Consider the following 12,229-nt stretch of genomic DNA (forward strand, 5'->3'; position numbering starts at 1 on the left):
TAGGGTCTTTGATCATGTGAGAAAATCCGATGCTGGCGGCGGTTCGGTCGACGATCTGGTTCGGCAGTGTGCTAGGCCAGGAGGTGCCGCGACACTCCAAACGACCAGAAGTGTGTAAGCCGCGAGTGCGATCCCTAGGCAATTTGCGGACATCGCCAATGGACCGAAAGATCCGCCAAGCACTACGAGAAGACTGCCGCAATAGGTCCAGAAAAGTATAGAAACGACGCCCGCCAGCACTCGTGCCCAATGGTTGGGGCGCAGGAGGCAGATACCAACCACCAAAGCAGACAGCGAAACGACGCAGTCAAAGTAGGTGGCACCAGCAAGCCCAATCCCGGTCCGTACTCTCCGCACCACGTCAACACCCTCGAAAGCCAGCCCTACCGTTCCAGCTGCTATCCAAATCCCAGAAATGATCCGGTAGTGAATCATAGATCTGTGTTAGCTGCCGAACTTTGATTAAGCGACCGCTGGTTCGTTTATCAGCGCCGGAACTTTTCCCTCTTTTATCTTCATAAGTCGTTGCTATTGACCTTTCCTTCCTCTGAACCATAGGCCTCCAGTTCGTATATTGCAAGGGGGTATGAGGCGGGTCTAGCCGCTGCTTGGTAAACTCCCCTTATGGCACCCAAGCCCCAAGCCAATCGTCGTGTCCGGTTGCTCCTATGGCGACTCTTTAACAAGACACCCCTAGCGCTCCCCATAGACACCAAGGCAGAACAGGACGCCGCTAGGGCTGTGAGGATGGACTGGGAAACCTATGAGCGCTTAAAGGCTCAACATCCGGAGCTTTGGGCTAAGGCTGAAGCCAAGCGAACCAAGGCAGTAGCTACTGGCTCCTTCCCTCCTTACCCACCCCAGCTGGCTCGAGCTCGCCAAGTGACCTTGCCAAACAAGCGCAAAGGCCCTGAGAAGCTCGCTAGGCGCAAAGTCGATAAGCACTTGCGAAGGCTTATCCATGATCTGAAGCGCTTGCCTCTGCCTGGACAGATCCAGCTTAAGACGCATCAGACCAAGCTGGAAGGGTTTGCAAACGCACGCCGAAGTTATGAAGGCCTGGACGCTCCCAGCCCTGACCCTGAAGCCGCTATCTACCAGGGCCTTCTTGATATCAAGAGCTTAGGGCAAACGAAGCGAGCCTAGGACCATAGGGCTAAACACCAGGCTTTCGGGCAACCGGTCGCCTAGAGCGCTCGCAAGCTCTGGCCGTCCATTGACTCTCCAGCCTTCTGCGCCCTGGAGCTTCAGGCCAAAACAAGCCTCAGGAATAGGCCTCTAAAGCCTTCGCTTTGTATGTGTACACAGAGCTACGAGGCGCTTTGATTGGCTGGGCGGGTGGAGACAGCGGAAGGTCGGGCAAATGCTTCCGTTTCGAACCTCTAAGGGCGGCGGATGCCACTCCCCTTTGACCCGGGCAACGCTCCCGGCCTCGCTCCCTCGTTGTAGATGACGGCATGACGTTATATTTTTAATGTCATAAACACACGAAGGAGAGAAGGGGGAGAGCGCTGCTGGGTGTGGGGTGTTAGCAAATTGGCGTCATGCCGTCACTCCTCAGGATCCGGGTCGTCTGGCGGTTTGATTCGCCACAAACGCTTCTTGGCCGTCCGCTGTTGCTCTATCCGCTCTGGCTTACACCCTGCCAGGCGTCCTAGGTAAGTTCCGCAAGCGGTGTGGTAGTGAAGGATTCGAGAGGCTTCATGAGCGCACTGGCTATCTGGTCTTGTCAGCCTCCGCTCCAGTTCCTCAGCCGTGCCCTTCCAGGTTTCGGCTGTTCCGGAGCTGAACAATTCGCCATCAACCAAGGAGAGCAATCGCATCTCAGGCGACAAGCTATCGACTGCCTCAAGGATTTCAGGGTGGTGGTAATGAGTCACCCCGAACCGCTGGCACTGAAGATCTGGAGGAATGTCGTAGTTAACCAGGAAATGTACAAAAGCTGGATACTCGGATTCCAACGCAGTCATGAAGGCTCGTCTTTCCTCATTAGTAGCGGTGGGCATTGGCATGGGTTTTTTGTATCCACGTAGGAGGATTAGCTTGTCCCTAAGGCTATCGTCGATAGGAGGTAGTACCATCAGATTCTCAGGTTCCGAGTTGAGGCTGATGGAAAGACGCCAAAAAGGCTTCACCACCAGGGCGTCGCGCCCCTTTGCGTGGAGTCTTTGCGTGGGGTTAACAGTTATGCTTTTGATGTGCGCCCCCATGTTGCGTCTTGCTCGGATGTCCGTGCTGGCCTGCTCATCCTCAAGCATCAGGTGCTCTGCTCCAAAAAGGTCACTATTGAACGCCGTGGTTCCACACATGTAAGCGTGGGGCTTCGCTGACCGTCCCCCCAAGATCTCAGTGATGATGGCTTGGCATAGACTCTTGCCGCAACCACGCTCCCCCGCAATCACCAGGGCTTGGCCAGCCCTTGGCTCTCCAGCAACAAGCGACTCATAGGCTACCTTGAGCCAGCCGTAAAAATAGTGACGTTGATCAATCCCTTCCTCGGTGGACTCTAATAAGCCGCTGATCAATTGGTTTATTGTGGGCCACGCTCCTTCAATCGGCGTGATAATTTTGGGCTCGGATGTCACTAAGAACCGCGTGCCGTTTGCTACGTAGAATCCCTCTTTGTAACCGGCTAGAGGACCTGAGAAATGAACGTCCTTCGTGTTCAGGATTTCTAGAATCACACTATCTGCTTCCGAGATGCTGGAGGCTTCGAAGCGGGTCGAGTAACCCAAACTTCGTAGCACCCTCTTGAACTGGTTTTCGTTATGCCCGAACCAGCGACCGCCTTCGTTCTTTAGTAGAAACTCTTTCGTCTTCACGTCGTAGTAAGCGTCAACTGATGGCTTTGAAGGATCAGACGATGATTTTATTTCGGGAGCCTCGAGCATGATGGGCTCTTGAATAGTCTCGTTCATGCCACCTCCTTTAAGGGCGCGAGGTTTAAGAAGTGAACTTCTTGCAGTTTTCCGTTCTCTCTTAGGCCATTTGGCATTCTTACAAACTGACAGGGCGACCAGGTGGCGCTGTCGGCCCCCAGCGAGACCGCATACCGAAAGAACCGCAATACAAGAGCCTCCGCTTGGTTCTCTACCAGGAACCAGCCATGCAACGACTTGCTTCCTGAGAAGACAACGCAGATCAACGGGGCGAATGTGGCAAGGTGGGTCAGAATGGTGGCGTGGGAATCTAGACTGCCCTGGTCGAACTCAACCACTAGGAAGCGTCGCGGCCCCGTGTTGTTTAGCGTGTGCTTCGAAGTCCTTCCATCTTTAGTGAGTCCCGACTTAGCTGCCATGGGATTCGGGACTATGAACTGCATGTTGGCTAGTCGTTCTCCCCATTCCTCGCGTTCAAGGGTGTCAAAGCATCGAGTGCGCCAGCTACAACATAGGAGTGGATTTCCTGGAAATAGCCAGCCGATCAATTCATCCGCCCTCGCTTTGATCAGGGCCGATGTAGCTGCCGACAGCTCGTGTAGACGGTCGAGACCGCCACCCTGCTTCAGAACGGTTTCAAGGCCTTTGGGGTCCACGTTTGGCCACCGTCGTTCCGGCTGGTAGTTCTTTTGCCCTGAGCTACCCGTTGGCCGCCAAGCTACCGGAGCACTGTTCCTTATTGCGTCATCTATCTCCGAGGTGGGAACTAGTCTTCCGCATCTCTCAACGCAGCTGGCTATAAACTCGCGCATATCCTCTTTGTCAGGAAAATGATGGTGCAGATGTCGAGCCGCCGAGAAGAGCCAGCTATGAACTCCAGAGCCCGCCTTGGGCGCGTTCTGGACCATCTCTACCAGAAATGAGGGGAACGTTTGCTCGCTCATTCCTTACCCCCTTCCTTCACCAAGGCATCGCAAGCGCTGTCCGCTGTGTTGACCTTGCCGAGCGATAAAGTCGAATACAGTGGGTCAAGGGTGGGGGTAAGTTTAGGCTTCTGATAGCTGGCAACCAAGGCAGCAAAGCGCTCCTTGGCATCATCGAGAGAGACCAGGGTCCATCCGAGCGTTCCCCAGTCTTCGTCCTTTGGATATACCTCTCTCCTGGGATACTCCTTGCCGTGAATGACGCTGGCCTTGAGGGTCTTGATTCTGACCAGCTCCCAGTGTGGCCTAGCTCCTGAGGCCAGCAGCTTTCGTTCGTAGAGCGCTACGTTGCCCTGTCGCATCAGGCGCTTAAGGCTATGACCAGCCTGCTCGAATTCTTCCGGTAACGGTCTTAGCTTGCTATACTCGGCAGTAGCTTCTACGGTCCTGGCAACAGTTGATTCCGACGGTTTATGGCTCTGGTCCGGTGCGCTAACATCGGCCAGGGCCTTTCTATTTCTAGGTATTCTTTTAGTCTTTCTTTATACGGTTTTGGTTGTGACTTGGAACTTGGCAAGAGCTTCCCGAACGGTTCTCCATTCGAAGATGAAAGCTCTTCCTCCTGGTGGGCGAATAGCTGGCAGAATCCCTTCATGGATCCAGCGAGCAACGACCCTCTTGCTTAGCCCTAAGCGCCTTCTTAGCTCAGGTGTCTTGATGTAACCTTCGATGTTGTTTCGTTCAGCCTGGTGGCTGTCTTTCTTGCGTTTCATATGGATTAACTTGGTGACCCAACTGGGTCTTTAAGGTGCCATTGTATCAGATCCGTTTGAGCCCCCTTTCTGCCCTTCGTTCTCCCTTCAAGTACGTAGTTCTTGCGCGGTTATCCATGACGTTGATTCAACCTTGGCCCCTAGGTGACTAGGAGCAACCAGAGCAAACGGACAGGACAGGGACGACTAGGGGGACAGGAGCAGGATGGGTCAGATGGTGTTCCTAAGGAGAGTGGCCCGAACCGTTGGCCAGTGATAAATGACCCGGCGCGATCCAGGCAAACGGACCGAAGGAACCTTGCCGGATTTGGTCCAGTTGTGAAGTGTCCGCTGACACACTGGCACACGTTGAAGGACCTGAGCTGCTGAGATGAATTCTGAACCGTGTTCGCTTGTTTCTTGTTTTGGATCTTGGGTCATAGATGACGATGTGACTAATTACTTTTTAGAGCGCTTTGTTGCGTTCCGATACTTTCAATGGCGATACAATTTCCAAGCAGCAAGAGTTTTTTTTAACAAAAAATCCAAGTGTGCCTGTAGTGCTAAAACCCCTCATTCTACGGGGCGTCAACATGTTTTTCTGTTTCCGGTTGTGGCTCAGGTGTGTGCGCTATTTCGCCAGCTTGGGTGTGACATTGAACCAGGCTTCTCCATCCGCCTTTGTCATTAAGCCTTTGTAGTTCTTATGGACCATAGTGGGGCTGTTTCCCGCCTGAGCCGCAGTCTGTCCCTCGTTCGAATACAGTGCGAAGTGAGCCGAGACAAATGAGTGCCGCAGGCCGTTGCGTCGATTCGGGATCTTCAACCGTTCGCGCAGTTTTCCGAAGTCGATGTGGAACATGTCGTATGACTTCTTCCAGATAGGCCCGCTCTCCATTTCGTGGCCTTTGATCCATTCAGCCAGGGCAGGGCAAATCTGAACGAGGCGTCGGCTTCTGGTCTTCGCCTTAAATGCTGCGATCTCGATGTGACCCGGAACTCGGAAGATATCTTCCCAGGTGAGCCGCATGATTTCCTTCTCTCGCAGCCCAGCCAAACCCGCCAAGGCCAAGAACGGTCGGAGTTCCTCGCTCGCGCAAGCCAGCAGCGCTGCCAGCTCTTCTGCCCGGTAAAAATCAATGTCCTCGGGATCCGCTGGCTCATGCTTGATGTCTCCGCTCTCGAACAGTCGATGATTCGTGGCCAGGTAGTCTTTCTCCACCGCCCATCGAAGGAACATTTTCACCACTCCCCGCCGAGCGTTACGAGTCTTCGGAGACGCTCCAATGTGGAGAGCCATGTAGGAGGCGACGTGATCCTTGGCTAACTCGCAGACGTTCAGGCCTGGGAAGGTGCTGGCGAATTCACGCAGCCAAAGCGATGCCAGATAATGGTATTCTGCCGAGAGCCTGGGTCGCTTGCCATCCTTCGCGATGGTCTTAGCCTTCCGCAGTTCGATGAACTCCTCCATGGCCTGCTTGAGCTCGACTCGCTTGACCGTAACGACCGAGCTCATGAATCCCTCGACTGCCTCCTTCATGGTGTAACCTATCAGCTTCCCTGCCGCTCGAGTATACTCCGAGACCGCCAACACCAGGGAGACCCGTTGTCCGGTCGCTTCACGAAACGCTTTCAATTGCTCCAGCGCTGCCAGGGCATCGGACGCCTCCTGATTCGTGAGAGCTGGAGCCGTGCTGCCACTGGCTAAATCTCGCACGAGCTTTTCTGCCGCCTCCTTAGCTTCTGGGAAGGTTGAGTAGCTTGTGACCTTGCGCTTGCCTTCTACGTAACCACTGACACGGAAGAAGGGATAAGACTCGGTCTTCCCATAGATCTTACACTCGGATTTGCGGAACCGAATCGTTTTAGGGAACGAATCATCCGAACGCTCCTGGGTGATGGGAATCTGTGCGGAAACTGTGCGGGCGATCTCGTCGCTGGGGGAAATCTCCGTGTTTGCTCCAGAATCAATGGCTGTCCGGCATGGATTCGAACCATGACAAAAGCCTCCAAAGGGCCTTGTGCTACCATTACACCACCGGACAGACGGGATGAAACTAAACGACCCAACTGCACCCGCCAAGAAAAAGATTGTGCGATCTTGACGACCTCGCCCAGGGTATCTACCTTCTCGCCCCTGGTTGGTGGCTGTAGCTCAGCCTGGTTAGAGCCCCAGATTGTGGATCTGGATGTCGCGGGTTCAAATCCCGTCAGTCACCCCATCTTCCTTTCCTTGCCCCATTCCCCTCGCGCCTAACCCCGCTTCGTAAGGATTTTCATCCTCCTGGCCCGTACCCCCCCATGTGTTCCATGCCGACCGACGCCAATCGCAGCCAGGCCCCATCCACAAGGGACAGACCTCTCTGCTGGCGTCCTCGCTAGGATCGGTCGCGAAGCCGGATCATGCCGAAGTTTCGCTCTGCAGGTGTTTCGCGGTGATCGTGTTTCTAACCTGTTTTCAATTAATGTGTTGTGGTTGAGATTGGGGGTGGCGAGCAGGCCTGGGGGGTAGGGGGAGGGATGAACCTCCGGGGGGCACCGAGGGGGAGCACCGTAGTTCTACGTAGGCGTGGGGATGTGGTTGGCTGGAGTGCCGATGTCAGGCTGGTCAATTATCTTCATCCATGCCGCAACTGCGATGGATCTTGGCGCTCGTTTCCCTCTTCGTGGGGATTCTGGGTGCCTCTGCTGCGACCTCGTCGACCAACCTCACCGCTACTCCGAGCGCCTCCGCCCGGCCGGTGGCGACTCGCAAGTTCGTCGACTACGCTCACCCCCTGCGCGATTATTTCAGCCGTCGCGTTTCGGGATGGTCCGTGTTGGTGGAGCAGGAGATGCTGGACAAAGATCCGGCGACCGCCAAAAAGGCCATCGCCCGCCTGGAAGTTAAGCTGAAGGAAGTGCGCGATGTGCTCCCGAGTCATGCGGTCCGTCGCCTCCAGTCGGTTCCCATCTTTCTGATGTTTGGCGAGCAATCGACCCACGATGGTAAATCCGAAGGGGCTCAGTTCTTCGCTCAGGCGGCTCCGCGCTACTTCAAGAATCTCGATCCTCGCATGGGCGGCAGTGTCGTCATCTACTCAGCCAAACATTTCAACTCCATGACCGAGTTTGGCTCCCTGAAACTCCTCCTGCACGAGCTTTCCCATGCCTGGCATCTGGAGCAATGGTCGGAGAACCGGGCCGACATCCTCATGGCCTACAACAGCGCCAAGGACAAAGGGCTCTATCGCAACGTTCGCAAGTCCGATGGAACCAATCTCGAGGAGACCTACGCCACGGTGAACCACCTGGAGTACTTCGCCGAGCTGTCGTGCATCTGGTTCACCGGCAACGATCATTTTCCCTTCGACCGCGGCGATTTAAAGCTCTACGACCAAAGCGGCTATGATCTGGTTCGTAAACTTTGGTCGGAAAACGGGGGGAACGAACAGCCCCTCGTGAAGAAGTAAGGGCGAGCAAGACAGGGGCGAGCGCGCTCTGCGGAATACTGGCCCCGCCTCCATCGGAAGTGACTGGCGTCCTGCTGGTTTTGGGGACAAAAGCCTGATGCAGATTTCTCACAAAAGGCAGTTTGCATCGGTCGCCCGACTGGTTAGTATTCTTCCCAGTGGACGTATCGATGCAAAGTTCGGGTGTTCCTCGAGGCCACGCCGCCATTCAGGCGCTCCCAGCCGAGGAACTTTTGCCCTTGGTGTACAATGAACTCAGGACGTTGGCAGCGCGCAAGCTTTTGACGGAGCGTCCGGGCACATTGCAGCCCACGGCTCTGGTGCACGAAGCCTGGATCCGGTTAATGGGAAGCGATAATCCCCCTCGATTCGAAAACGATGGCCATTTCTTCTCCGCCGCGGCCGAAGCGATGCGCCGCATTCTGATCGAACGCGCCCGCCAGCGAAATTCTGTCAAACGAGGAGGCGGTGCGGTTCCCCTGGATGTCGCCGAATTGGAAATTCCCGCCATCGCCGAGGACGACGATACTCTGCTGGCGGTCAACCAAGCCCTGGAGGCGTTTGCCACTCACGATCCTGAGGTGGCGCGGTTCATCACTCTCCGATTTTTTGTCGGACTCACTAACTCCCAAGCAGCCCTGGCCTTAGGCATTCCTGAGCGCACCGCGCGCAGGCACTGGAGCTTCGCCCGGGCTTGGCTGTATCGGGAGATCAAACGAGAGCAGGGGGGATAGCTCACCGGAGATGAGTCTTCACATGGAGGAGTTCCAGACAATCCGTTCGATTTTCGACGAAGCTCTCGAGATGCCGGATAACACGGGGCGACAGGCTTTTCTCGAGAAGGCGTGCGCTGGATCGCTGAAGATCAAGACGGAGGTTGAGGAATTGTTGATGGCTCACGATCGGGCGGGGGAGGTTAAGCTGTTCCAAGGCGAAGTTAGTTCCGCCCAGCCCACGCTTGAACTGTGGGATGACAATTGGGAGGGCCGACGCTTCGGTCCTTACACGGTCCTAGACAAATTGGGAGAGGGCGGGGTGGGCATTGTTTATCTCGCGGAGCAATCGGTGCCGGTGCGGCGTCGCGTGGCCCTCAAGCTGATTAAGCCGGGCATGGATTCCCGTTCGGTGCTCGCCCGGTTTGAGCTGGAGCGCAAGGTCCTGGAGCGCATGGACCATCCGAACATTGCCAAGGTTTTGGATGCCGGGATGACCCCGCAAGGCCGCCCTTACTTCGTCATGGAGTGGGTGAAGGGGGAACGTATCACCGACTTCTGCAACAGTCGGAACCTGTCCGTCGCTGAGCGTCTTCGCCTGGTCGTTCAGGTGTGTCACGCCGTTCAGCACGCTCACCAGAAGGGAATCATTCATCGCGACCTCAAACCCTCCAATATTCTGGTGGTTTCGGTCGATGACTCCCGTCCTGTGCCCAAGGTGATCGACTTCGGGATCGCCAAAGCCACCTCCGAGGAGGGCAACGAGGGGGGATACCATACCTTGACCGCATCGAATCCTGCTCTCGATGGCGTCCTGGGAACCCCGGCCTATATGAGTCCGGAACAGGCGGCCGAGGGGCGGCCGGATCTGGATACGCGCACGGATGTATATTCACTGGGGGTGCTGCTGTATGAGCTAGTGGCCGGACAACCGCCCTTTGCCACCCCCTGGCTGCTCTCGGGTGGGCTGGCGGCGATGCGGAGAAGGATTTTGGAGGTGGAGCCTCCGCGACCCTCCTCGAGCCTTGTCGCCTTGGAAGCTGCCAACTTAGAAGCCGTGGCGTCGGAGCGGGGGGAGACTGCGGATCGCTTGGTTTCCGCCCTGCGCGGAGATCTCGACTGGATCGTTCTCAAAGCCATGGCCAAGCAGCGGCAGCATCGCTACCCGACTGCCAACAGCCTCGCCCAGGACCTCGACAGGCATTTGGCGCACCGTCCCGTGGAGGCTCGTCCTCCGACTTCGGGATATCTCTTCGGACGTTTTATACGGCGGAATCGGCTGATGGTTGGGTTTCTTGCCACGGTGGGACTGATTTTTGTTTTCGGGCTGGCGGTGTCCGGTTGGCAATGGCGGCGGGCGTTGCGGGCGGAGCATTTGCAGCGCCTGCTTCGTCAAGAGGCGGAGCAGGCCCAGCATCAAACGCTTTTTCGAGCTTACTCTGCCGACATGAAGGTCGCCTCGGTGGCGCTCGAGGCCGGTAACCTTGGCCAAGCGATGAACCTGCTGGATCGCTACGTGCCCACTGTCAATCCCCGGTCCAATCCTCCTTCAGGGGATATCCGAGGTTTTGAATGGTATTATCTGCAGCATCTGGCGCACGGACGGGAGATTTCCTCTTTTGCGCATCACCGCATGGTCGCCGCTGTTAGATCCCCCGGTAACGACGACTGGATTGCGGCCTCCTCCTGTCCTGGCGATGTGCGGATCTGGGATCGGAGCTCCGGTTCGCTCTTGCACAGTTTCCCCGCCTTGGAACATCAGTCCACTCGCTCGAGTTTGGATCTGTCATCCGACGGACAACTGTTGGTCTACCTGACTGAGAAGGCGGCGATTGTGCGGGACACCTCCACCTGGATCGAGGTGTTCTCCTATCCTGGGAATTGGAAAGGGGTGTCTTTTTCCCCGATGGAACATCGCTTCGCTTTGCTGAGCTTGACGGCAATTCGGATTGTGGATGCGGATTCGAGCGATTCCGTCTTGTCAATTGCCCTTCCTGAGTCGCTGCGGAAAAACCAAGGAGACCTGAGTTTTTGCGGGAAACAGGCGGAATGGCTGGCGGTGATGCATGCCGGCGATCTGTGGATTTTGGAAGCGGCCACCGGACTCGTGATGTGGAAACCCAACCTGGGTGACAGCTCGCTTCTGACCGCGCTGGCCACCTCGCGCGATGGCCGTCTGGTGGCCGTGGGGGATTCGGCCGGCCGGCTAAAAACATTCGATCTGGAACGTCGGGAGTTGGTCCAGTCGGTGGATGCTCATCCCGGATGGCTGCTGGGGGTCGCTTTTTCGAATAGCGGTGAGAGGATCGCCACCGGGGGCGGCGATCAGACCCTTCGTGTTTGGCCGATCGATCCGCGCGGGAAAGTGGGCCAAGTCGAGGCCACCCTGCGGGGCCACCTGAACGAAGTTTGGGCCGTGGCGTTTTCCGCCGATGATCAGCACTTGATCTCAGGCGGAAAGGACACCCTGGTTAAATGGTGGAGCGCCACGATTCCGGATCCGCCCCACACCGACCTGCCCACGCCCCCGCTCGGGATGCTGGCCGGATTCTCGGGCGATGGACGCTATTATCGCGTGGTGGACGTGAACCAGGTCCTCCACTGGTTGCCGGTCCAACCGGGGGCTCAACCCTTGAAGCCGCTGCCCTTGAGAACCTTGTTGAACGGTGAGGACGTCAGCCCGTGGCGGTTAGCGATTGGCGATGATTCCCTCACGGCCTTGCGAAGGAATGGGGTTCTGGAAACGCGGGGCCTTCCGCTCGGGGAGGTGCGGAAGCAGGTGAAGATGAACGGGATCACCAACTCGGTTTTGGCTAGTCTCTCTGCCGATCAACGCTGGCTGGTGGATTTGGAGTACAATTCGATCACCGCCAGCTTGTGGGATACGCAGAGCGGGGAACGGCGGGCCACCCTGCCCGGCTACGTCGATAACGAGTCGGTGCCGCGTCGCTGTCGTTTCGCCTTTTCCCCCGACGGTCGGTGGCTGGCTTACGCCGTTCGGAACTTTGGAATCGGGATCTGGGATCTCAAATCGAATAGGATCGGCGCAACCCTGCAAGGCCACGCCTGGCAATTGTATTGCCTCGCCTTCTCGCCCGACAGCACCCGCTTAGCGAGTTCTAGCTGGGACGGTTCGGTGATGATTTGGGATGTGGCCACCTGGGAGCTGGCCATGCCTGCCCTGCGGGGACATTTTGCAGGTGTTATGGCCGTCTCCTTCGTCCCCGATGGACGAACCTTGGTCACCCAAGGGGGGGAAGGGGTCCTGAAGTTCTGGAATGTCGTTACTGGCACCGAGGTTCACTCCGTCCCGACAGCCTCCACGCACTGGGTCTGTCCGGTTTCCGCCGATTTACGCCAGAGTGCTTGGCTCGACAAATCTACTGGCAAGGTCAGGTTGACCCCACTGGATCGGCTTGGCACCCGAACGGAGCCGGTACTTCTCAATCTTCAAAAATAGTTGGCCAGCTTCGTCGCGGCATTTCGCCTTAGTAAGGTGATTGAATCCTT

At 56.6% G+C, this 12,229-nt stretch carries 9 protein-coding genes and 2 tRNA genes; 5 read left to right on the plus strand and 6 right to left on the minus strand.

Annotated features, from left to right (window positions below; all coding sequences use genetic code 11):
* Nucleotides 1–624: 624 nt before the first annotated feature.
* The gene (locus JNN07_18490) at nt 625–1,146 is read left to right on the plus strand and encodes a hypothetical protein (protein MBL9169736.1); all 522 of its coding nucleotides are present in this window, start codon (nt 625–627) and stop codon (nt 1,144–1,146) included.
* Between the two features lie 404 nt (nt 1,147–1,550).
* Here JNN07_18490 and JNN07_18495 read toward each other — a convergent pair whose 3' ends face one another.
* The 6 genes from JNN07_18495 to JNN07_18520 all read right to left on the minus strand — a co-directional run bounded on the left by JNN07_18495 (nt 1,551) and on the right by JNN07_18520 (nt 6,599).
* On the minus strand, nt 1,551–2,918 hold the full coding sequence (locus tag JNN07_18495; protein MBL9169737.1) for a hypothetical protein: 1,368 nt from the start codon (nt 2,916–2,918) through the stop codon (nt 1,551–1,553).
* Nucleotides 2,915–3,823: a hypothetical protein gene (locus tag JNN07_18500; GenBank protein MBL9169738.1), complete on the minus strand. Its 909-nt coding sequence runs from the start codon at nt 3,821–3,823 to the stop codon at nt 2,915–2,917. The genes JNN07_18495 and JNN07_18500 overlap by 4 nt, the downstream gene beginning before the upstream one ends.
* A complete protein-coding gene (locus tag JNN07_18505) occupies nt 3,820–4,164 on the minus strand; it encodes a hypothetical protein (GenBank protein ID MBL9169739.1) in 345 nt (114 codons plus the stop codon). Before JNN07_18505 ends, JNN07_18500 begins: the two co-directional genes overlap by 4 nt.
* A 180-nt stretch (nt 4,165–4,344) precedes the next feature.
* Nucleotides 4,345–4,575, minus strand: a complete 231-nt coding sequence (locus JNN07_18510) for a hypothetical protein (GenBank protein ID MBL9169740.1) — start codon at nt 4,573–4,575, stop codon at nt 4,345–4,347.
* A gap of 610 nt (nt 4,576–5,185) precedes the next feature.
* Nucleotides 5,186–6,271, minus strand: a complete 1,086-nt coding sequence (locus JNN07_18515) for a hypothetical protein (protein MBL9169741.1) — start codon at nt 6,269–6,271, stop codon at nt 5,186–5,188.
* A gap of 254 nt (nt 6,272–6,525) precedes the next feature.
* Nucleotides 6,526–6,599: transfer RNA gene (locus JNN07_18520), tRNA-Gln, on the minus strand.
* A gap of 99 nt (nt 6,600–6,698) precedes the next feature.
* Here JNN07_18520 and JNN07_18525 point away from each other — a divergent pair.
* The 4 genes from JNN07_18525 (at nt 6,699) to JNN07_18540 (ending at nt 12,179) form a co-directional block, all read left to right on the plus strand.
* Nucleotides 6,699–6,776: transfer RNA gene (locus JNN07_18525), tRNA-His, on the plus strand.
* Between the two features lie 402 nt (nt 6,777–7,178).
* Complete coding sequence (locus JNN07_18530) at nt 7,179–8,006, plus strand: hypothetical protein (protein MBL9169742.1); 828 nt, start codon at nt 7,179–7,181, stop codon at nt 8,004–8,006.
* A gap of 170 nt (nt 8,007–8,176) precedes the next feature.
* Nucleotides 8,177–8,740, plus strand: a complete 564-nt coding sequence (locus JNN07_18535) for a sigma-70 family RNA polymerase sigma factor (GenBank protein ID MBL9169743.1) — start codon at nt 8,177–8,179, stop codon at nt 8,738–8,740.
* A 10-nt stretch (nt 8,741–8,750) separates the two neighbouring features.
* Nucleotides 8,751–12,179 carry a protein kinase gene (locus tag JNN07_18540; protein ID MBL9169744.1) on the plus strand — a complete coding sequence of 1,143 codons (3,429 nt, stop codon included), beginning with the start codon at nt 8,751–8,753 and terminating at the stop codon, nt 12,177–12,179.
* The last annotated feature ends 50 nt before the right edge of the window (nt 12,180–12,229 follow it).

It is taken from the genome of Verrucomicrobiales bacterium (assembly GCA_016793885.1).
Classification (GTDB): Bacteria; Verrucomicrobiota; Verrucomicrobiia; order Limisphaerales; family UBA11320; genus UBA11320.